Source organism: Streptomyces oceani (assembly GCF_001751245.1).
GTDB lineage: Bacteria > Actinomycetota > Actinomycetes > Streptomycetales > Streptomycetaceae > Streptomyces > Streptomyces oceani.
Window position 1 is genome coordinate 1 of sequence record NZ_LJGU01000129.1, and the last position, 20,091, is coordinate 20,091.

The 20,091-nt window shown below is 71.7% G+C and carries 18 protein-coding genes, 1 other RNA gene and 1 pseudogene; 7 read left to right on the forward strand and 13 right to left on the reverse strand.

All coding sequences use genetic code 11. From position 1 onward, the window contains the following. Window positions 1–567, forward strand: a pseudogene (locus AN216_RS15945) (MFS transporter); the annotation flags it as partial. 59 nt (window positions 568–626) lie between these two features. Here AN216_RS15945 and AN216_RS15950 read toward each other — a convergent pair. Then, the gene (locus tag AN216_RS15950) at window positions 627–863 is read right to left on the reverse strand and encodes a hypothetical protein (protein ID WP_070197363.1); all 237 of its coding nucleotides are present in this window, start codon (window positions 861–863) and stop codon (window positions 627–629) included. Between the two features lie 117 nt (window positions 864–980). Here AN216_RS15950 and map point away from each other — a divergent pair, with 117 nt between their 5' ends. Together map and AN216_RS15960 are read left to right on the forward strand one after the other, a co-directional pair. After that, window positions 981–1,838, forward strand: coding sequence for a type I methionyl aminopeptidase (gene map / locus AN216_RS15955; RefSeq protein WP_070197364.1), 858 nt, complete (start codon window positions 981–983; stop codon window positions 1,836–1,838). A gap of 110 nt (window positions 1,839–1,948) precedes the next feature. Next, window positions 1,949–2,917 (forward strand): SCO2278 family lipoprotein, encoded by a 969-nt coding sequence (locus AN216_RS15960; RefSeq protein WP_070197365.1) that lies wholly within the window; start codon window positions 1,949–1,951, stop codon window positions 2,915–2,917. Window positions 2,918–3,032: 115 nt separating this feature from the next. On the opposite strand, the gene AN216_RS15965 is transcribed toward AN216_RS15960, so the two are convergent. Then, complete coding sequence (locus tag AN216_RS15965; protein ID WP_070197366.1) at window positions 3,033–3,773, reverse strand: bifunctional DNA primase/polymerase; 741 nt, start codon at window positions 3,771–3,773, stop codon at window positions 3,033–3,035. A 259-nt stretch (window positions 3,774–4,032) separates the two neighbouring features. Between AN216_RS15965 and ddaH the strand changes: the two genes are divergently transcribed. Further along, the gene (gene ddaH / locus AN216_RS15970; RefSeq protein WP_338059255.1) at window positions 4,033–4,890 is read left to right on the forward strand and encodes a dimethylargininase; all 858 of its coding nucleotides are present in this window, start codon (window positions 4,033–4,035) and stop codon (window positions 4,888–4,890) included. A 139-nt stretch (window positions 4,891–5,029) separates the two neighbouring features. On the opposite strand, the gene AN216_RS15975 is transcribed toward ddaH, so the two are convergent. From AN216_RS15975 to AN216_RS15990, 4 genes are all read right to left on the reverse strand, one after another. After that, a complete protein-coding gene (locus AN216_RS15975; RefSeq protein ID WP_070197367.1) occupies window positions 5,030–6,121 on the reverse strand; it encodes a small ribosomal subunit Rsm22 family protein in 1,092 nt (363 codons plus the stop codon). Between the two features lie 78 nt (window positions 6,122–6,199). Continuing rightward, window positions 6,200–7,360 carry a serine hydrolase domain-containing protein gene (locus tag AN216_RS15980; RefSeq protein ID WP_170843140.1) on the reverse strand — a complete coding sequence of 387 codons (1,161 nt, stop codon included), beginning with the start codon at window positions 7,358–7,360 and terminating at the stop codon, window positions 6,200–6,202. After that, window positions 7,342–8,751, reverse strand: a complete 1,410-nt coding sequence (locus tag AN216_RS15985; RefSeq protein ID WP_079166646.1) for a multidrug effflux MFS transporter — start codon at window positions 8,749–8,751, stop codon at window positions 7,342–7,344. The genes AN216_RS15980 and AN216_RS15985 overlap by 19 nt, the downstream gene beginning before the upstream one ends. Window positions 8,752–8,832: 81 nt before the next feature. After that, window positions 8,833–10,461 (reverse strand): alkaline phosphatase D family protein, encoded by a 1,629-nt coding sequence (locus AN216_RS15990; RefSeq protein WP_070197369.1) that lies wholly within the window; start codon window positions 10,459–10,461, stop codon window positions 8,833–8,835. A 707-nt stretch (window positions 10,462–11,168) separates the two neighbouring features. Here AN216_RS15990 and AN216_RS15995 point away from each other — a divergent pair. Continuing rightward, window positions 11,169–12,338, forward strand: coding sequence for a lactate 2-monooxygenase (locus tag AN216_RS15995; protein WP_070197370.1), 1,170 nt, complete (start codon window positions 11,169–11,171; stop codon window positions 12,336–12,338). Between the two features lie 88 nt (window positions 12,339–12,426). Here the strand turns inward: AN216_RS15995 and AN216_RS30260 are convergent, their stop codons facing one another. The 6 genes from AN216_RS30260 to AN216_RS16015 all read right to left on the reverse strand — a co-directional run bounded on the left by AN216_RS30260 (window position 12,427) and on the right by AN216_RS16015 (window position 17,565). Next, window positions 12,427–13,107, reverse strand: a complete 681-nt coding sequence (locus AN216_RS30260) for a hypothetical protein (RefSeq protein WP_244502487.1) — start codon at window positions 13,105–13,107, stop codon at window positions 12,427–12,429. Between the two features lie 69 nt (window positions 13,108–13,176). Beyond that, complete coding sequence (locus AN216_RS30265) at window positions 13,177–13,947, reverse strand: type 1 periplasmic-binding domain-containing protein (protein WP_244502488.1); 771 nt, start codon at window positions 13,945–13,947, stop codon at window positions 13,177–13,179. Between the two features lie 12 nt (window positions 13,948–13,959). Further along, the gene (locus tag AN216_RS30270; protein ID WP_244502489.1) at window positions 13,960–15,033 is read right to left on the reverse strand and encodes a hypothetical protein; all 1,074 of its coding nucleotides are present in this window, start codon (window positions 15,031–15,033) and stop codon (window positions 13,960–13,962) included. Continuing rightward, complete coding sequence (locus AN216_RS30275; protein ID WP_244502490.1) at window positions 14,939–16,096, reverse strand: zeta toxin family protein; 1,158 nt, start codon at window positions 16,094–16,096, stop codon at window positions 14,939–14,941. The genes AN216_RS30270 and AN216_RS30275 overlap by 95 nt, the downstream gene beginning before the upstream one ends. A gap of 457 nt (window positions 16,097–16,553) precedes the next feature. Continuing rightward, window positions 16,554–16,965: RNase P RNA component class A (gene rnpB, locus AN216_RS16010), an RNA gene on the reverse strand. A 30-nt stretch (window positions 16,966–16,995) separates the two neighbouring features. Continuing rightward, entirely contained in the window at window positions 16,996–17,565 is a 570-nt protein-coding gene (locus AN216_RS16015) for a Uma2 family endonuclease (RefSeq protein WP_079166647.1), read from the reverse strand. Between the two features lie 227 nt (window positions 17,566–17,792). Here AN216_RS16015 and yaaA point away from each other — a divergent pair, with 227 nt between their 5' ends. Both yaaA and eda read left to right on the forward strand, forming a co-directional pair. Beyond that, window positions 17,793–18,590 carry a peroxide stress protein YaaA gene (yaaA, locus tag AN216_RS16020; protein ID WP_070197372.1) on the forward strand — a complete coding sequence of 266 codons (798 nt, stop codon included), beginning with the start codon at window positions 17,793–17,795 and terminating at the stop codon, window positions 18,588–18,590. Between the two features lie 60 nt (window positions 18,591–18,650). Next, window positions 18,651–19,280: a bifunctional 4-hydroxy-2-oxoglutarate aldolase/2-dehydro-3-deoxy-phosphogluconate aldolase gene (eda, locus tag AN216_RS16025; protein ID WP_070197373.1), complete on the forward strand. Its 630-nt coding sequence runs from the start codon at window positions 18,651–18,653 to the stop codon at window positions 19,278–19,280. Window positions 19,281–19,408: 128 nt separating this feature from the next. Here eda and AN216_RS27215 read toward each other — a convergent pair. Further along, window positions 19,409–20,091 (reverse strand): histidine phosphatase family protein (locus AN216_RS27215; protein ID WP_170843141.1); only part of this gene is annotated, 683 nt, incomplete at its 5' end.

The following is a 20,091-nucleotide window of genomic DNA, read 5'->3' on the forward strand; positions in this document are numbered from 1 at the left end:
TCGCTGGGGCTGATGTACGCCACGCTGCCGCTCGGCTCGCTGCTGGTGAGCGCCACCAGCGGCTGGACTCGGCGCGTCCACCGGCACGGCCGGACGGTCGTCCTCGCCGCGCTGGGCTGGGGCGCCGCGATGGCGCTGGCGGGCATGATGCGGCAAGTCTGGCTGGTGCTGCTGTTCCTGACCGTGGCCGGCGCCTTCGACATGGTGAGCGGGATCTTCCGTAGCACGCTGTGGCACCAGACCATCCCGGACGAGCTGCGCGGCCGACTGGCCGGCATCGAGATGCTGTCGTACGCCGCCGGGCCGCAGCTCGGCCAGCTGCGTTCGGGGGGCATGGCGGCGCTGACCTCGGTGCGTACGTCGATCTGGGGCGGCGGCCTGGCCTGTGTGGCGGCCGTCGGACTGCTCGCGCTGGCCCTGCCACGGCTGCTGTCGTACGACGCGCGGACGGATCCGCACGCCCGCGCGGTGCGCGAGCAGCGTGCCGCTCTCGCCGAGGCCGATGCCGCCGACGACGAGGGCCGGGGAACCGGCCGCGCGGGCCCGGCACCGGCGCCGAGCGGCTGAACGGCGGCGTCCCCGCCACGCCGTCGTACGACCCGCCGGGGCGGCCCCTCGTGGTTCGGTCAGTCGGCGGGGTCCGAGCCGGTGTCCCTTGGCGTGTTCCGCCAGCGGGGGTCGTTCTCCCATTCCAGGTCGCGCTGCCGTGCCGTCTCCATGGCGTGCGCCGCCTCCGCCGCGCTCGGGTACGGACCGAGCCGGTCCTTGCCGGGGCACTCGGGTCCCTCCTCCACCTTCCGGTGCTCGATGCAGTAGAACCACTCGCCCGGCTGGCCGGCCGTCTTGCGCTTGAAGAGTGCCATGCACGCCATGCTCCCGCAGCGTCCGGCCGGGCACCACAGCACGGACCGGGCGCCCCCTGCCCGCGTCGACGGCCGGCGGGCCAGTCGCCCCGCCGGTGGGTCGTAGAATCGGGCCCCATGTCTGGCCAGTCGCAACTCGTCCCCGGCACGCTCTCGCCCCAGCGGCCCGTGCCCTCCTCGATCCCGCGCCCCGAGTACGTCGGAAAACCCGCCCCCACCCCGTACACGGGCTCCGAGGTGCAGTCGGCCGAGACCATCGAACGGATGCGGCTCGCGGGTCGTATCGCCGCCCAGGCGATGGAGGAGGCGGCGCGGCACATCGCGCCGGGCGTCACGACGGACCGGTTGGACGAGGTCGCGCACGAGTTCATGTGCGACCACGGTGCGTACCCCTCGACGCTCGGCTACCGCAAGTTCCCCAAGTCGCTGTGCTCCTCACTGAACGAGGTCATCTGCCACGGCATCCCGGACTCCACGGTGCTGCGGGACGGCGACATCGTGAACCTCGACGTCACGGCCTTCATCGGCGGTGTACACGGCGACAACAACGCCACCTACCTGGTCGGCGAAGTCGACGAGGAGTCGCGTTTGTTGGTGGAGCGGACCCGGGAGGCGCTGAACCGCGCGATCCGGGCGGTGCGTCCGGGCCGGCGGATCAACGTGATCGGCCGGGTTATCCAGTCCTACGCCAAGCGCTTCGGCTACGGCGTGGTGCGGGACTTCACGGGGCACGGCGTGCACAGCGCCTTCCACTCCGGGCTGATCGTGCCGCACTACGACGACGAGCGGGCGACCACCGTGATCGAGCCGGGGATGACCTTCACCATCGAGCCGATGCTGACGCTGGGCACCTACGAGTGGGAGATGTGGGACGACGGCTGGACCGTGGTCACGAAGGACCGCCGACGGTCCGCTCAGTTCGAGCACACGCTGGTGGTCACGGACACCGGCGCGGAGGTCCTCACCCTGCCCTGAGCGCGCCGTCGGCCGGCGTCGGACGGGGATCAGCGGGTGCGGGGCAGGGAGTTGGGCCCACCGGAACACCGATAGGGTTTCCTCCTCCGGAAGGCTGTGGGAGGGCAAAGATGAGGGGCCGGTTGCTGGCTGCCACCACGACCGCGACGGTGCTGGCCGTCACGCTGTCGGGGTGCATCACCGTGCATGGTGAGGACGCCGTGATACCCGCGGTCAGTAAGGCCGAGGCGAGGAAGGCGCTGGACAACTTCACCGAACAGAACAACCAGTCCAACAGGAACTACGACGCGAAGCTCAACGCCACCATCGAGTCCGGCGCGCTCGGCGCGATCGACCAGGCCGGGCTGCGGGCACGTAAGGAAGTGCACCAGGGGCGGAACGCGGACTACACGCCGCTGAAGCTCACAGACCCGAAGTTCCTCATACCGAAGCAGGCCGGCTGGCCGAAGTTCTTCGTCGCGAACGCCGCCAGCAATCAGGGCAGCGGCGACCGTTGGCTGCTGGTGTTCCAGCGCGACGACGTGGACGCCAAGTGGAAGGCGAGCTATCTGGCGGTGCTGGACTCCTCCGAGGTGCCGGAGTTCGCGAAGGACGAGGACGGCCACGTGAAGGCCGTACCAGCCGGGAAGGAGTCCGGCCTGACCGTGCCGCCGGACAAGGTGAGCAAGGCGTACACCCGCTACCTCAAGCAGGGCAGCGGGGACTTCGCGGCCGGCGAGCACACCAGCGCCCTGCGCGAGCAGCGGAAGAAGAAGGCAGACCAGCCGCGGGTGCGTACCGAGTGGGCCGACCTGCCCGCCTCACCACCGCAGTTCGCGCCGTTCGGCCTACGCACCACGGACGGCGGGGCCATGGTCTTCTTCGCCTCGCACCACCACACCAAGCAGACCCTGGCCGAGGGATACACGCCGGAGGTCAAGGACCCGTACGCCCGCGCGCTGATGACCGGGACGCCGACCGAGTCGGTGACGTACGTACGCGTGTCCGCGCAGGCGGTCAGCGTGCCGGCGGCCAAGGGGGGCGGCGAGATCGACTTCCTGGCCCGGATCAGCGGCCTCACCACGGTCAAGGCCAATTGACGCGCACGCCGGGTGCATTCGGGGTGTGTACGCCCACGGCGCGGGCCGCTGAGCGGTCGGGCGACGGCGCCCGCGGTGGCACGGACGCCGTGGCACGGACGCGGGTGTCCGCGTCTCAGCGCGTCGGCCAGGGCGCCGTGGCCTCCTGATCGGCCGCGTCGTCCGCGTGTGCCGCGCAGGCGTCCGTCAACGCCTCGAGCAGGATCAGTGGCTCGGGCAGGGTCGCCCCGGGCACCGGCTCACGCAACCAACGCACCACCGCCTCCCGCCCCTCGCCGGGCAGCCGGGCCGGTGGTACGAGGACGTAGCTGCCCCGGCAGTGCCAGCGCAGCCCGGGATGCTCGGCCATGGTCTCCGGGTGACAGTCCAACTCGCAGGGCCACCACTCGTCCTCGTCCTCGGGTGTCCCCCTGGTGGCGGTGAAGAAGAGCATGCGGTCGCCGCCGGAGAGGGCCACCGGGCCGGTGGCGACGCCCTCCGCGTCCAGCCGGTCCAGCGCCATTCGACCGGCGGGCTCGGGCACGTCCAGGACGTCGTGGTTCTGTCCGGTGGCGGTGACGAAGTTGGCCAGTGGTTGACTCGTCACCCAGCGGTTGACCTGTTCGGGCTCGGTGGTGGCCTGCGTCTGCCAGGCGAAGGAGACCGGATGGTGGCCGGGCGTCGGACAGCCGATCCGTACGCAGGAACAGCCGTATCCCTCCGGATACGCGGCGGGGGCGAGCGGGAAGCCTGACTCGGCAGCCGCCAGCAGCAGATCCTCGCGGGCTCGCGCAGCGTCCCGTTCCGCGGTACCGCCGCCCGCGCCGGCACGAACCCGTCGGCGCAGCCACTGGGAGAATCCGCCGTTGCGTTCCATCTACCGCCTCACTCTCGCGACCGGGGTGCCGGGCACCCGTCCGACTGCCCGGGGGCACGCGCCGACTCCGTCGACTCTGTCGAGGGTACGCAGCCGAGCGCCGGCGCATGACCGAATCCGGGATCACGGATGACTGACGCCCATCTTCCTCCCCCGTGCGGGTGAACGAACACCGGGGGCGGCGGCGCGTGCGCGGACCGGGTCGACGGTGTACGGCGGCGGGGGGTCACGGCCCGGTCGAACCCGTAGGCTCTCCCCGGTGGACGACAGCCACACCCGTACACGGCAATCCCGTGAGGAGACCTCGTTGTTCAGTGCGCGCCGCTATCTGATGTGCCCACCCGAGCACTTCAGCGTGACGTATTCCATCAACCCCTGGATGGACCCCGGAAAGCCCGTCGACCTGTCGCTCGCACTCACCCAGTGGGAGCACCTACGGGACCACTACCGGGCCCTCGGTCACACGGTCGAGGAGTTGACACCGCAGCCGGACCTGCCCGACATGGTCTTCGCCGCGAACGGCGCGACCGTCGTCGACGGCCGGGTGCTGGGGGCCCGGTTCGCGTATCCCGAGCGGACCGGGGAGGCCGCGGCACACCAGGACTGGTACCGCGCACACGGTTTCACGGACATCGGTGAACCGCAGCATGTCAATGAGGGCGAGGGGGACTTCACGGTCACCGCGTCCTGGCTGCTGGCCGGGCGGGGTTTCCGCAGCAGTCCGCTCGCGCACGGCGAGGCGCAGGAGTTCTTCGGCCGGCCGGTGATCGGCCTGGACCTGGTCGACCCGCACTACTACCACCTGGACACCGCACTGTGCGTGCTCGACGACACCCGGGACGACGCGGTGATGTACTTCCCGGAGGCGTTCTCTCCGGGTAGCCGCGCCGTGCTCGCGCGGCTCTTCCCGGACGCGGTGCTGGCCACCCGGGCGGACGCCGAGGCGTTCGGGATGAACGCGGTCAGCGACGGGCACCACGTGCTGCTGCCACAGGCGGCGCACGGGCTCTTCGAACCGTTGCGTGCCCGAGGCTACGAGCCGCTCAGCGTCGATCTGAGCGAGTTGCTCAAGGGCGGCGGCAGCGTGAAGTGCTGCACGGCGGAGCTGCGCGGCTGATCCGGCCGCGCTGGTGGGGGGACCGCGGAGCGGCAGCGCCGTTGAGCCGCCGAGCCGCGGAACGGGCCGACCACCGAACCCCGCCGGGGGCGGTCCCGCGGTCTCCCTACCCGCCCGGCGGCTCGTGGATCGGCTCGGTCTAGGGCTCCGGCTCCGGCTCCGGCGGCCAGCTGTCCCCCCACCGGGCGGCGCGAGCGGCCCGGTAGTCCGCTCCTCGCCGCTTGCTCACGGTGCTACGGCTCAGCCCGTCGTCCTCCCCGCACAGGTCCAACAACACCTGGCCCTTGCGCAACTGCGGTTTCCGTACGATCCGGGTCGTCGCGGCGACGCCGCCGACCCGGGGACGGGCAGCGGCGACATAGCTGAACTTCTCGTCCTCGTACGCCAGTGAGCCGCCCTTGACCTGACGATGCAGCGAGGAGCGGCTGACCCGCTCGCTGAAGTGGCACCAGTCCTCGCCCGGGGTGATCGGGCACCGGGCACTGTGTGGGCACGGGGCGAGCACCCGGAGGCCGGCACGGACCAGTGCGTCCCGCGCCTCGCGGACGCGCAGGTAGCCGTCCGGGGTGCCCGGTTCGACCAGCACCACCACCCGTCCCGTCCGTGCCGCGTCCGCGACGAGTGCCGCGCGGTCCTCGGGGGTGAGTTCGCCGAGTACGTACGACACGGTGACCAGGTCGAAGGTGTCCGGTACGGCGTCGGGGCGCGGGCCGGGCAGCCGGCCGGGGCGCCAGAGGGTGTCGCGCAGAGCGGGGGCGGCGGACCGGTCGACGAGTTCCCGACCGAGTTCGAGCGCGGGCTCGGCCCAGTCCAGCACGGTGGTGGTACGCGCCGGCTGCCCGCCGGTCCGGCCCGGTTCCGCGGTGGCCGGCTGCCGTACCGCACCGGCCGGTGGCGGGTCGCCCCAGGTCAGTTCGGCGGCCCAGGCGGCGGCGCCCGTACCGCCGCCGAGGTCCAGGTGCGAGGCGGGGGCCCAGCCCGGGAGACGGCGGGCGAGCGCGGCGAGCGCCGCTGCGACCGCGGCGAAGGTGGCAGGCATGCGGTAGGCGGCGTACGCCACCACATCGGCGCGGTCGCGCAACACCGGGGTGTGGGTCGGGGTGTCCCCGCGGTAGTGGGCGATCAGCCGCTCGACCGCGGTCGTCGCCTGCCGGGGTGGGAGCCCGTCCAGCTGTGCCGCGAGCGCCGTGCGCAGCTGCTGGTCTGTGGAGGGGGCGCTGGGTTGGTGCACCCGGCCAGTCTATGGACCCTGGCTCCCGTACGGCCTCCCGTACCGGGCAGCTCGTACGGGACGCCCCCGCCGCCGGGCTCAGCGGATGGCCCGGGCCAGGCGGGTGCCGGCGGCCGCCCGTGGGCGGGAGTCGCCCGGCCGTCGTACCGGGTGCACCGTGTTCGCCAGCAGCACCAGGAAGGTGTCCGTGACCGGGTCCAGCACCAGACTGGTGCCGGTGAAGCCGGTGTGGCCGGCGGCCCGCCCCTCACTCAGGGGTCCCGCCAACTCGCCCATGAACCATGGCTGGTTCACCCCGAAGCCCAGTCCGGGCGGGGCCAGCAGTTGGGCCACGGACGAGGGCGCGAGGACCCGTGCCGGACCGTACGCGCCTCCGCTGAGCAGCGTCCGGCACAGCACGGCCAGGTCGGCCGCCGTGCTGAACAGGCCCGCGTGGCCGGCGACACCGTTCATGGCGTGCGCGTTCTCGTCGTGCACGCGGCCGTGCAGCATGCCGCGGTCCAGCTTCGCCCAGGGCCGACGCTGATCCTCGGTGGCCGCGATCCGCGCGCGCCAGCCGCGCGGCGGCCGGTAGGCCGTGTCCTTCATGCCCAACGGCCCGGTGATGCTCTCCCGTACGAGCACGTCCAGCGTCGCGCCGGTCACCCGCTCCAGGACGCTCTGCGCCAGCAGCAGGTTCAGGTCCGAGTAGCGGTAGCCGCTGCCGGGCGGGTCGAGCGGCTCCTCGGCCCACAGCCGTTCGGCGCGGGCCTTCGGACCGTAGTCGTAGAGCGGGAGTTCGGGCCGGAGGCCGGAGGTGTGGGTCAGCAGGTGCCGCAGGGTGAGGCCGTGCTCCGGCACCGACCGGGACGCGGAGGGCGGCCCCGACGTGCGCGCGTACCGCGCGATCTCCCGGTCCATGCTGACGGTGCCCCGCTCGACCTGCTGGAGTACCAACAGCGCGGTGAACAGCTTGGTCAGCGAGGCGAGGTCGAAGACCGTGTCGGTGCGGGCCGGCACCCAACGCGCCGGCGGCAGCTCCAGGCCACGACTCGCTTCCGGGTCCCAGCCCGCGTACCGCACCGCCCAGCCCGCCGCGTGCTCGAGCGCCACGTACGGACCACGCCCGGCCAACACGACCGCCCCGGAGCACCACGCGCCGGGCAGCGCGTCGATGTCCGAGGCGAGCGCGGCCAGCTCCGGGGCACGCAGACCGGCGCGGTCCGCCGTGTGGGCTCGCCTCAGCCTCGTGTACGCCATGGCCGGCAGAGTCCCAGAAATCCGGCGGCGGCGATCAACAACGCGCTGACTTGCACGAGGGCCATGGGTACTGCCGTCTGCTCGCCGGCTATCCCGACCAGCGGGGAAGCGAGGGCGCCCACCAGAAACTGTGAGGTACCCAACAGCGCGGAGGCGGATCCGGCCGCGTGACTGGCGCGCATCAGGCCCTGCGAGTTGGCGTTCGGCATCACCAGGCCCATGCCGGACATCAGGACGAACAGCCCGGCGGCGACCGGGAACAGGCCGGCCTTCCCGAACACGCCGCTGGTCAGCACCACCAGCGTGAGCGCCGCGAGCAACGTCACCGCCAGCCCGAAGGCGAGCACCTTGTCCAGGGAGACCCTGCCGACGAGGATCTTCCCGTTGATCTGGCCGAATGCCACCAGACCGATGGAGTTGGCCATGAAGAGCAGGCTGAAGGTCTGCGGCGAGGCACCGTAGATCTCCTGCATCACGAACGGCGACGCGGAGACGTACGCGAACAGCCCGGCGAAGCCGAAGCTGCCGGCGAGCAGGTAGCCCGTGAACACCCGGTCGGCGAGCAGCGTGCGCATGGCACGCAGCGCCTGCGGGATGCCGCCGCCGTGCCGACGGCTCGGCGGGAGCGTCTCGGGCAGCTTCCGCAGCACCACCAGGGTCATCAGCACCCCGAGCACGGTGAGCACCAGGAAGACGCCGCGCCAGTCGGTGAAGCGCAGCACCTGTCCGCCCAGTACGGGCGCCAGCACCGGCGCCACTCCGGAGACCAGCATCAGGGTGGAGAAGAAGCGGGCCATGGCCAGGCCGTCGTACAGGTCGCGCACCACGGCCCGGGCGATGACCACCCCGGCGGCGCCGGCGAGGCCCTGGATCAGCCGGAAGCCCAGCAGTGTCCCGATGGTCGGGGCGAACGCGCAGGCGGCGCTGGCCAGCACGTAGACCATCAGGCCGACCAGCAGCGGCTTGCGGCGTCCGAACTGGTCACTCATCGGCCCGACGATGAGCTGCCCCACCGCCAGACCCAGCAGGCAGGAGGTGAGGGTGAGTTGCACCGTCGCGGCCTCGGTGCCCAGCGTGCCGCTGACGTCGGGCAGCGCCGGGAGGTACATGTCCATGGCCAGCGCCGGCATCGCCGTGAGGCTGCCGAGGATGAGGGTGACGAGGAGACCGGCCCGCTGACGTGCGGTGAGCTGCGGCGCGGCGTCGGTGACGCCGTCGTTGCCGGGTGCCTCCGACGCCGAACGTACTGCCGGCTGTGCTGCCGGTGTCCTCGGGGTGGCTGGCGGCACCGGTGGGGCGGCGTGGTCGGCGGTGGCAGGGGCGTCGGTAGACGGGGAGTTTCCGTTGGCGGCCGGTATGACGGCCGAGGTAGACGGGCCGGGGTCGGTCATGCACCTCTCCAGGAGATTGTTAACGACTGTCACATTCTCCCAGGCGATCCCGCCCCGGCCCACCGGATAACGCCCCTACGGTCAGACGGAGCTGAGACCTGCGTCACCCGCGCGCGAGACGAAGGAGGCGGCGGTGCTGACCGTGCCGCCGGGGGTGGTCACCTTCGACACCGTGCGATAGTCCGCCCGCAGTTGCTCACGATCCACCGTGACCAGTACGTATCCCCGCAGCCCGGTGTAGAAGTGGAGATGCGGGTTGGCCGCGCGCATCCGCTCCCAGTCGTCCGGCCGTTCGGCGCCGTCCTTGCCGCTGCTGATGGAGGACGTGACGAGTTCCACTCCGAGCGTGCGGCTGGCCGGGTCGTCGTAGTCCTCCTTCAGGTCGAGTGCGTAGTGCACGTGTACGTCTCCGGTGAGGACGACCAGGTTGTCCACGCCGGCCTTCCGCGCGCCCTCCAGCACCCGCTGTCGGGAGCCCGGGTAGCCGTCCCAGGCATCCATCGAGACCGGGAAGGGGCCGTCCACCCGGTTTCGCCGGCGGGCGAAGATGACCTGCTGCGGCACGATGTTCCACAACGCCGTGGAACCCTGCCAGCCATCGAGCAGCCAGCGTTCCTGCGCCGCCCCGGTGATGGTGCGGGACGGGTCCTCCGACTCGGGGGTGGGCACCTGCCACCCGTCGCCGTTGGCCTGGTCGTCGCGGTACTGCCGGGTGTCGAGTACGTCGAACTGCGCCAGGTTGCCGTAGCTCAGCCGCCGGTACAGCCTCAGGTCGGGGCCGTCCGGTCGCTGCGCCTTACGCAGCGGGGTGTTCTCGTAGTACGCGCGATAGGCCGCCGTCCGGCGCACCAGGAACTCCTCGCTGGGCACCTCGTCCTGCGAGGTGTCGGCCGCGTAGTTGTTCTCGGTCTCGTGGTCGTCCCAGGTGAGGACCCACGGGTGGGCCTGGTGCGCGGCCCGCAGGTCGGGGTCGAGATGGTAGAGCGAGTAGCGCAGCCGGTAGTCCTCCAGGGAGACGGTCTCCCGGTTGAAGGCCTCGGGCAGTTGCCTGTCGGTGTACTGCCGTTCGCCACCCGCCGAGTCCACGGCGTACTCGTACAGGTAGTCGCCGAGGTGGAAGACCACGTCGACGTCCTCCTCGGCGAGGTGCCGATAGGCCGTGAAGTAGCCCTGGTGGTACGCCTGGCAGGCGACCATGGCGAAGCGCAGTGACGCCAGCTCGGCGTCGGATGCGGGTGCGGTGCGGGTGCGCCCCACCGGGCTGGTCCATTTCCCGACGCGGAAGCGGTACCAGTAGCGCTGGTTCGGTTCGAGGCCGTCCGGTTCGACGTGGACGGCGTGGTGGAAGTCCGGATGCGCGGTCGCCTCGCCGCTCTTCACCGGCCGGGTGAACTCCTTGTCCCGCGCCACCTCCCAGGTGACGGTCACGGGTTCGGCCGGCAGTCCGCTGTCCGCCTGGTACGGCTCCGGAGCCAGTCTGGTCCAGAGCACTACGGAATCGGGCAAGGGGTCACCAGAGGCCACGCCCAGGGTGAATGGTTCCTTTTCGATTCTCATAGGATCGAAAGTGTGCACCGCGTGTGCGGTGTTGGGAAGATTTGTGCCGAAACTCAGTGCGACCGCGGCTCCGGTGGCGGTCAGAAATCGGCGGCGGCCCAACTGCGGGACGGCGGCTCGGACTTCTCGCTCTGCGCTCGCTGAGTGCGTCATGAGACCGAGTGCACCGGTCTCGGACGGCCTGCCCCTGAGCGGGACACGACAGCCGGGTGTCCATCGGATGGCGTCCCACCACCGGCGGTCGAGGGCGCTTGGAGGCCACGGTCAACCAGTTCGGACGAACCGGACGTTGCGACCGACGGTTCCACTATCGGGCGGGCCCCGTCCGGCACGGACGCCGCTCCGTACCGCTCGCTCGCCCGGACCGTACGACGTGGAACCTGACCGGCGCGGGCCGCTGTGTCCAGCGGCGACGGCGCCCCGAGGGAAGTGATGCGCAGTGTGGTCACCGAGCCAGATTCGAGCAAGCCGCCCGCACCCGCAGGGCGACGGCGACACGCCCGTCCTCTCGGCGCTGGACGGTGGTACGACCCCTCCCGGCCGGCCCGACCAGCGAATTCCCGGCTCGTACGTCCGCTCCCGGAGCACCGGGGTCGCGGCACGCCGGGCGGCCGTACCACCAACGGCCCCGGTGTTTCCACTCGTCTGCCCCAACCCCCGTATGCCCCACACGGCCGGCGGCCCGTGCCGCCACGACCACGCGTCCGTGTCCCCGGTACGGCGGTCCTGAACGGCTGACCACATCGGCGGCCCGGGTCGGCTGACCCGCCAGCGGTGACGTACGGCCGTCCGTAGGACAGAGTGGCCGGCACGGCAGGCACACAGCTGGCACCTGACAGGCACGCGGCGAAGGGCACGGAATGAGCGGACCCGGCTTCGGCAACTACCAGAACGAGATCTACCTGCACGGTCTGGAGGGCCGGATACCGCCCTTCACCACCGACCCCACCGCGCTCGAGGCGTCCGCGCGGGAGCGCATGGAGCCGGGCCCCTTCTGGTACGTCGCCGGGTCCGCCGGCAGCGGCGCCACCGACCGGGCCAACCGGGCCGCCTTCGACCAACGGCGCCTCGTGCCCCGGATGCTGACGGACGCCACCGAGCGGTCGCTGCGTACGACCGTGCTCGGCACCGAACTGCCCGCGCCCGTGCTCCTCGCCCCCGTGGGAGTGCAGTCGATCCTGCACCCGGACGGTGAACTCGCCACCGCTCGGGCCGCCGCCGAACTCGGCGTCCCGATCGTGTTGTCCACCGCCTCCTCCTACACCCTGGAGCAGGTGGCCGAGGCGAGCGGCGCCGGCCCACGCTGGTTCCAGCTGTACTGGCCGAACGACGACGCCGTCTGTGTCAGCATCCTCGAACGTGCCCGGGCGGCCGGGTACACCACCCTGGTCGTCACCCTCGACACCTGGACGCTCGCCTGGCGCCCACACGACCTCGACCAGTCCTACCTGCCCTTCATCCGTGGCGTCGGCACCGCCATCCCCCTCTCCGACCCAGCCTTCCGGGCCGGTCTGGCGCGGTCGCCGGAGGACGACCCGGGCTCGGCCGTACTGCACTGGGTGTCGATGTTCACAGGCACCGACCGCGGCTGGGACCGGCTGTCGTTCCTCCGCGCGCACTGGGACGGGCCGATCCTGCTCAAGGGCGTGCTGCACCCGGAGGACGCCCGGCGCGCGGTGGACGCCGGGATGGACGGCGTGATCGTCTCCAACCACGGCGGACGCCAGGTCGACGGCGCCATCGCGGCACTCGACGCCCTGCCCGCGATCGCCGAGGAAGTGGGCGCGGAGGCCGAGGTGTTGTTCGACTCGGGCGTACGCGGCGGCGCGGACGTCCTGAAGGCCCTCGCGCTGGGCGCCGGGGCGGTGCTGCTCGGCCGTCCGTACGCCTACGGGCTGGCGCACGACGGCGCGGACGGCGTACGCCATGTGCTGCGCGGGCTGCTGGCCGATCTGGAGCTCACCCTCGGGCTCTCCGGGCACCGCTCACCGGCGGACCTCTCCCCGGCCGCACTCACGCGACAGCCGTGAACGGCCGGGGCCGTGGGGCCACCAACCGGGGGCCTGCGCCCTCCGCCGGTGTTCCCGGGGCCGGCCCGGGTCAGTGGAACGGCCGAGGTCAGTCGGAACGGCTCGGCACCACGCACTCCGCGGGCTGCGGCTTCCCCTCCGGCCAGGCCAGCCCCACATAGCTCAGCCCACGACTTCGGGGGTCGAGTTCGACCACCGCCACCGGCTTGTCGTACGGGTTCCCACCATTGGTCAGGCAGATCCAGCCACTCGCGCCGACCACCCGGTGCGCGGACTCCAGCCGTGACCACATCGCCGCGACCCGGTTGCGGGACGGGATGTCCTCCGAGGTCTGCGCGTTCGCCAGGAAGACCGCCTCGGCGATGGTGCGCACACCGTCGTAGACCAGGATGGTCCGGGAGTCCTCGAGCTGCACCGGGCCGATGTCCCCCCGAGTGGTGTCGACCACCGCCCGCAGCTCCCGCAGTTCCCGCTCCCAGGCGTCCGGATGGGCCGGGGCGACGTACTGCACCCGGACGGTGGACTGCCGCGAACCGCCGCGCGCCAGCTTCTCCCAGTCCCGCTCGCTCATGTACTGGTCGAGCGTCGCCACACCCGAACCGCTGACCACCGTGTACCGCTTGCCCTCGCACGGGACTTCCGCCAACTTCAGCGCGAACAGTCGCAGATGCGTCGGTCGGCCGGCGAAGTAGACCGTCTCGGCTTCCGAGTTGCAGATGTTGTGGCTGATCAACGAGAAGTCGTTCCCGGTGTCGCCCTTCTCCGTCACCCCGGGCGATCGGAACTCCTGGTCCTTGGCTCCCGGCGGGCCCGACTCGTCCCGACCGAACGCCTCCGCCTACGACTTCACGTAGATGTCGCGCGGGCGCGTGTCCTTGACCAGCACGGTTTCCCGATCCTTCAGGTCACCGTAGAAGTCCGCGAGCGCGGCGGCCTGCTGCCGGTTGGTGGGGATGACCCGCGCCAGGCCGTCGAACCGCTGCCCGCCGCCTTCCGGATTCGCCAGCGCGTCGGCACTGACCCGGCTGGCGAGCACGGGGATCTCCAGCTCGTTCGTCAGCCGTTCCATGGCGTCCTTCGTCGACGCGAGGCTCAGATTGAAACCCGTGACGGCACGCAGGTTGGCCTCCGGCGAGTCCGCCAACTCGGCGAGCCGGTCGACCACCTTCTCCTGCTGCTCGTATCCGCTGCCCGGGTTGGCCAACACGAGCCGCAGCCGTGGTGACTTCTCCTGGCGGTTCGCCCGGTACTGCGCGAGATAGGCCCCCTGCACGTCGCTGCGCAGCTGCTGCCGCCCGGCCTCGTGTGCCGGCTGCAGGGGCAGCATCAGGGCGACGGTGATATGCGGCTGCTTCGCCACCCGGTCGTTCTCCTCGGCGATCGCCCGGCTCACCGCGCTGATCTCCGAGGTTCCGAAGTCATATCCGGAGCCGTTGACGCCGACGCACTCGCCCTCGCTGCGCTCCACCCCGGCGGCACACCGGTCGAGCGTCTCCAGCACCTGGGTGACGGCGAACACGGCGCCACCCAGGACCACCGCCGCGCCGCAGACCGTCAGCGCCTTCCGCAGCACATTGGCCCAGAACGTCCGGTATAACCAGTCCAGCATTGCCAGCACCTCCTATCCGATGTGTCTGGTGCACGCGCAGGGGCGCAGCGGTTGCCGCTCGCCGGCCCGTTCAGTCCAGTCCCGAGCCAGCCGGGTCAGCGTCTCGGCGCCCCGGGCCGACTCGTCGCTGAGGCGTTCCAGCAGTTGGCGCAGCGTCCCGATGACGGCCTCGTCCACCGCCTGGGTACGGTCCTCACAGAGCCGTACGACATGCAGCAGCCGGTCCACGCGCCGTTGTTGGGGGTCCCCGCTCAGCTGGATCGCCCCGAGCGCGCGGGCCCGCCGGTCATCCGCCGGCTCCAGCGCGGGAGCCTCCGCGATGGCCAGCAGCTCGTCGCACCACTCCCGGGTGTCCCGTAAGGCGAAGCTGCGGTACAGGTAGTCGACCACCGCCTCCGCTCCCAGCGAGGCGAGATGGTGATGCATCGCGTGCGCGGCGGCCGTGCCGAACAGCGGGTCCGGCGTGCCGCTGTCGAGGGCGGCGTAGTGTTCCCGCAGCCACTCATGGTCCGCGTGCCAGCAGGTACCCTCCGACTGGAGCCGGTACAGCCGGCGCATCAGCAACTGGCGCAGGCCGAGGTCCCCGATGAAGTGCCGGGGGCAGGGCGGCCAGCCACTGTCCCACAGCAACTCCTCGATCCGGTAGGCCGAAAGCCGCTCGTCCTCCTCGGCCTGGCGTCTTCGCATCAACACCTGGGCGCACTCCACGTCGTGCGCCACGGACAGGTGGCTCAACGTGTCCAGCCAACCGCTGTGGTGCTCGGCCGGCAGTTCCTCCGGAAGCTGGTTGACGAGCAGTTCGTCCAGCAGCACCTCCGCCACGGCGGGTCTCTCCGTCGGGCGTTCCGTGGCGTCGGCGGCCTCGGCCCGGATCGGCGCGCTGAGCAGGTCCCAGTCCACGGTGTTCCCCGCGGGCCGCAGCGCGGAGGTGGCCGTCCCGAGCCGGGTCACCACCAGCGGTCGTCCCGCGCTCAGTCGATGCACGCCGCCCTCAAGCCGCGTACGGGACGCGTTGCCTTCCGTCCTCCCCTGGTCCCGCAGCCGGGCCAGCTCCTGCCGCTGTTCCTCCCGGGTCAGCGTCGGCATCCCTACGAGCAGCGCGCCCCGCGCGAGCGGCACGAGACCCGGCGTCCCCCCCGCTGGCCCGGCTCCACTCGGGCAGGCCACCCTCTGCGGGCGCCCAACTGGCCGGCTGTTCGGCCTCGTCCGCGCGATACAGGAAGCGACCCCCGTCGGCACGTCGGGCGGTGGCCAGAAGGACGATCCGGTCGTGGACTCCGCCCTCCCGGTCCTCCAGGACGGGCCGCAACAGCCGTCTGCCCAGGGCGTTGTCGGCTCGGTCGAGCAGCACCGCCGGCCGTCCCACCCGGGACAGGCGCCCGCGCAGGGAGACGTACGCCGCCTCGACGTCCTCCCGCAGCGCGCGGAAGAGGAAGTTCTCCGCGAACGCCCGTGCTTCGCCGCCCTGTTGGAAGTCGGAGGCCAGCGAGTGCAGGCCCAGTCGCGGATGGCCGCCCGCGCCGTGGTACTGGCCGTAGCACCCCTCCAGTACGGTCCGGCCCTCCGCGGAGGTCCGCAGGAACAGTTCCTCGAGTACGGCGTTGACGAACGGTACCGCCCCCGCGTGCATGACCAGCCCGGCCAGCGCCCCGAGGTAGCCGCGTACGGCCCTGCTCAGTACGCCGCGCCAGAAGGGGCCCGGCGGCAGCAGATCGTCGTGCCGACGCACCTCGTCCACCAGGGTGGCGGGACTGGCGTCCGGGGCGCTGGCCGCCACCGCGGCCAGCCCGGCGTACAGCCTCGGGGTGGCGATCGTCCCGCCGTCGCCCCGCCAGGCACCGAGCTGCACCGCGATCTCCCGCTGTGCCTCGGTGACTTCGGATCGGGTGCCGGGGTGTGGCTGGGCCCGCTCCCGGTACACGGTCAGTCCACAGTCGAGGTGCGCGGTGGGCACGTACCTGCCGAACTCGCCGCGCACGCAGTTCAGCAGCCGACCCTTGCCCATGCCGGGCCCGCCGACCAGGAAGACCACGGGCAGGTCCGGGCCGTAGAGCGGTTTCCGACTCCTCCCGGAGCGCGTACGGCCCAGCAGGCCGGCGATCAGTCCGTCATCGGCCAGCAGCCTGTCGAATCCGAGATCATCAGCCACGTCCCCCTCCGAGCCATCGTGGTCGGGAAAATGATGGCACCTCAGTTCCGGTCCCGCCGCCCCTTTGTCGGCCTGCGTCACGGCTTCGTTATCGGCGCCGCGCGCTTGGCCGCGGCGGCGCCGGGTGGCCGTCCACAACGACCGAGGGTCCCGTACGCCCTGGGCCTCGCCGAACGGCGCCCAGAGGCCGATCGATCCCATGGGTTTCCCCGCCGGAGCGGGTGAGCCCTCCCGCGAGACGGAAACCCGGGAGCTTGGGTATCCGGCTCGGGCGATCCGTCCGCTTGTCCACGGTGACCGTGGGTCGAGTTCAGCCGATTCCCCGCAGAACGCGGAACGGACGTTGGAGGCGTTCCTCACCAGCTTGCTGAAGTACACGAGGCCGCCACGTCGAGCACTCACCACCAATTCCTCGCGCTCGCTCCGCAACCGGTGGCAGGGCAGAGGCGACGGGTGACAGACGAGTCGCGCTCTACGCCGGGTTCTGTCTCGGGTGGACCTCGCGGTCCGCCCGGAGGCGGCCATCCATCTAGGGTCGCCGTCACCGGCGACCTCCAGCGGTCTACCCGCGGACTCGGGCGGGCAGCCCTCAAGCATCCGCGCGAGTCGCCGCCCGCGAGGGGCGACGACCTCTCTTGACCTTGCTCCGGGTGGGGTTTACCGAGCCGACCAGGTCACCCTGGCCGCTGGTGGTCTCTTACACCACCGTTTCACCCTTACCGGGCGCCGTACGGCCCCGGCGGTCTGCTTTCTGTGGCACTTTCCCGTGGGTCGCCCCAGGTAGGCGTTACCTACCACCCTGCCCTGTGGAGCCCGGACGTTCCTCGGCGGTGCCCTCTCGGGACCGACGCGACCGCCCGCACGACTCGTCTGCCGTACGCCCCATCGTACCCGTACGGTCAGACGAACTCGGACGTGTCCAGCTCGAAGGCGAACGGCTCGGGCAGTGGCAGCGGCTTGCCGAACGGGAGGGTGCGTACGTCCCGGTAGTCGGAGCTGGACGGGTCGCTGAACAGGGTCACCGAGCCGTCGCCCCGGTCCACCAGCAGATACAGGGGGATGCCGCCCTGCGCGTAGCAGCGGCGCTTGGCCTCCCGGTCCCCGGCCGGCCGGGTGGAGGTCACCGCGGCCACCATCTCCACCCCCTCGGCAGGCATCCAGGAGTCCGCGCCCCGGAAGAGGCGGTGCTTCGTCGGGGCCCAGGTGCCGTCCGGGATCAGGCGGTGCGTCGGATGGTGCGCGCTCCGGGGGACGATGAGGCCCTTGTTGCCGGAGAAATCCATGTCCGTCACTGATCTCCGTACCACCTGCTTGAGGACCAGATTGATGTAGTCCTCGTGATCCCCGTCCGGCGGTGGCGTCACAACAACGTCTCCCTCGATCAACTCGGCCCGGAAACCCTCCGGTGTGTCCAGAGCCAAGAAACCCTGCTGCAGAACCTCCTCCTGCGAAAGCGGCTCATATGCCATGACGGCCATGTCACGCCCTTTCCTTGGTCGCGACCATGCTCGGGTGTCGAGGGAGTCCGCACCACACGAAGCAGGGTCTGTCACTCCATCGTGGCACGCCCGCCAGCGCCGCGTCCGGCTCGGACACGGAGCCCGGGCGTCGCCCCGTGGCCCGTAGGCTGCGGGCGGGAACACCGCGCGGAGTACGCGGCGCCCCACCCACGCCCGTAGACGCGAAGGAGAGACAGGTGCTCGTGCTGCTGCCGCCGTCCGAGGGGAAGGCCGAGGCGCGTTCCCGGACCGCCCTGAGGCTGGACGCGTTGTCGCTTCCCGGGCTGAACGAGGCGCGCGAGGCCGTGCTCTCGGAAGTGGTCGCGCTGTGCGCCGAGCAGCCGGAGCGGGCGCGCGAGGTGCTGGGCCTGAGCCTGGGGCAGCGCGACGAGGTCGTGCGCGACGCGGAGCTGCGGACCGCGCCCGTACGTCCCGCCGGGGAGATCTACACCGGTGTGCTGTACGACGCACTGGGGCTGTCGACGCTGAGCACGGCGGCGAAACGGCGGGCCACCCGCTCGCTGTTGATCTTCTCCGGGCTGTGGGGCGCCGTACGGATCAAGGACCCGATTCCGGCTTATCGTCTCTCCGGCGGGGTGAAGCTGCCCGGTCTGGGTTCGCTGGCCGGGCACTGGCGGGAGCCGTTGGGCCGGACGCTGCCGGAGGTGGCGGGCGGCGGGATGGTGCTGGACCTGCGGTCCACGGCGTACGCGGCGATGTGGCGGCCCTCGGGGGAGCTGGCGGAACGTACGGCCACGGTGCGGGTGTTGCAGTCGAGGATCGTGGCCGGCGTGGAGAAGCGGAGTGTGGTGTCGCACTTCAACAAGGCCACCAAGGGCCGGCTGGTGCGGGAGTTGCTGGAGGCGGGCGCGGCACCCCGTGATCCGGCCGCGCTGGCGCAGGCGCTGAAGGAACTTGGTTACGCGGTGGAGAGCGCGCCTCCGGAGCGTGCTGGCGCGCCGTGGCGGTTGGACGTGGTGGTCACCGAGCTGTAGCCATTGCATAATACGCAACCTCCGTTGCACATCACGCCCGCGTGGCGGCAGGATGGCCCCATGTCGTCTTCACCCTCGCCGCTCGACCACGCCCCCGTGCTTCCCGTCGTCGTGGTCGACGATCCGGCCGACGCGGTGCCGCTGGCGCGCGCGTTGGTGGCCGGCGGCTTGCCCGCCGTCGAGGTGACACTGCGTACGGACACCGCGCTGGAGTCGATCCGGGCGATCACGGCCGAGGTGCCGGAGGCCGTGGTCGGCGCCGGCACCGTGTGCACGCCCGAACAGGCACGGGAGGCCGCCGAGGCGGGCGCGACCTTCCTGGTGAGCCCCGGTTGCACGACCCGGCTGGCCGACGGCCTGGCGGAGACCGGGTTGCCGTACCTGCCGGGGACGTCGACGGTCTCCGAGGTGCTGGCGATGCTGGAGCGCGGCGTGACCGAGATGAAGTTCTTCCCGGCGGCGGCCTCCGGGGGCGTCGACTTCCTCAAGTCCCTGCTGTCGCCCCTGCCGCGGGCACGCTTCTGCCCGACCGGCGGCATCGATCCGACGGTGGCCCCGGACTATCTGGCACTGCCCAACGTCGGCTGTGTCGGCGGTACCTGGATGCTCCCGGCCGACGCGCTGGCCGCGAAGGACTGGGCGCGGGTGACCCGACTGGCCGGCACCGCGGCGGCGCTCCGAGACCACTGACCCGGCTTGACCCGGCTGGTCCGACTGGCCCGGCCGACGGTTATCGGCGCGTACGAGGCCGCGACCGGCACGCGCCCGCCGGCCCGCGTCTCGTACGTACGCACGCGCGGGACGAGCGGGCGCGCGGATCAGCGGGGCAGCGACCGGGTGTCGTTGAGGAGTCGCAGCGAGGCGTTCCCGTCGGCGAAGTACGCGACCGAGGACAGCGACGCCGCCGACAGCTCCATCCGGAACAACGACTCCGGGGGCGCGTCGAGCGCCAGCCGGACCAGCGTCTTGATCGGCGTGACATGCGTGACCACCAGCACCGTCCGTCCCGGATACCGGGCGAGCAGCTTGTCCCGGGAGACCGCCACCCGGCGGGCGACCGCCGTGAAGCTCTCCCCGCCACCGGTGGGTTGAGCCTCCGCGGAGGCGAGCCAGGCCGTCAGGTCCTCCGGGTGCCGCTCCCGCACCTCGGCGAAGGTCAACCCCTCCCATGCGCCGAAGTCCGTCTCCCGCAGGCCCTCGTCCGTACGCACCGGGAGTCCGAGGCGTTCGCCGATCGTGTCAGCGGTTTCCCGGCAGCGCAGCAGGGGCGAGCTGACGATGGCCTCCACGGCGCCCCGCTCCGCGAGGTCGGCGGCGACCGCGGCGGCCTGTCGCCGCCCCACAACGGAGAGTTCGGGGTCCGAGCCGCCGCTGCCCGAGAAGCGCTTCTGGGGCGTCAGGACGGTCTCGCCGTGTCGCAGCAACAAGCAGGTCGTGGGCGGCCCGAGGTCCGGGCCCCAGCCGGCTGCGGAGCCGGCTCCGGCGGCCGGCTCCGCAGCCG

Excerpts from the sequence above, each read along its gene's own strand:
- AN216_RS15950 (WP_070197363.1), bottom strand. The coding sequence starts at position 863 with ATGGCACTCTTCAAGCGCAAGACGGCCGGCCAGCCGGGCGAGTGGTTC.
- map (WP_070197364.1), top strand. The coding sequence starts at position 981 with ATGTCTGGCCAGTCGCAACTCGTCCCCGGCACGCTCTCGCCCCAGCGG.
- AN216_RS15960 (WP_070197365.1), top strand. The coding sequence starts at position 1,949 with ATGAGGGGCCGGTTGCTGGCTGCCACCACGACCGCGACGGTGCTGGCC.
- AN216_RS15965 (WP_070197366.1), bottom strand. The coding sequence starts at position 3,773 with ATGGAACGCAACGGCGGATTCTCCCAGTGGCTGCGCCGACGGGTTCGT.
- AN216_RS15980 (WP_170843140.1), bottom strand. The coding sequence starts at position 7,360 with ATGGCGTACACGAGGCTGAGGCGAGCCCACACGGCGGACCGCGCCGGT.
- AN216_RS15985 (WP_079166646.1), bottom strand. The coding sequence starts at position 8,751 with ATGACCGACCCCGGCCCGTCTACCTCGGCCGTCATACCGGCCGCCAAC.
- AN216_RS15990 (WP_070197369.1), bottom strand. The coding sequence starts at position 10,461 with ATGACGCACTCAGCGAGCGCAGAGCGAGAAGTCCGAGCCGCCGTCCCG.
- AN216_RS15995 (WP_070197370.1), top strand. The coding sequence starts at position 11,169 with ATGAGCGGACCCGGCTTCGGCAACTACCAGAACGAGATCTACCTGCAC.
- AN216_RS30265 (WP_244502488.1), bottom strand. The coding sequence starts at position 13,947 with ATGCTGGACTGGTTATACCGGACGTTCTGGGCCAATGTGCTGCGGAAG.
- AN216_RS30270 (WP_244502489.1), bottom strand. The coding sequence starts at position 15,033 with ATGCCGACGCTGACCCGGGAGGAACAGCGGCAGGAGCTGGCCCGGCTG.
- AN216_RS16015 (WP_079166647.1), bottom strand. The coding sequence starts at position 17,565 with ATGGCATATGAGCCGCTTTCGCAGGAGGAGGTTCTGCAGCAGGGTTTC.
- eda (WP_070197373.1), top strand. The coding sequence starts at position 18,651 with ATGTCGTCTTCACCCTCGCCGCTCGACCACGCCCCCGTGCTTCCCGTC.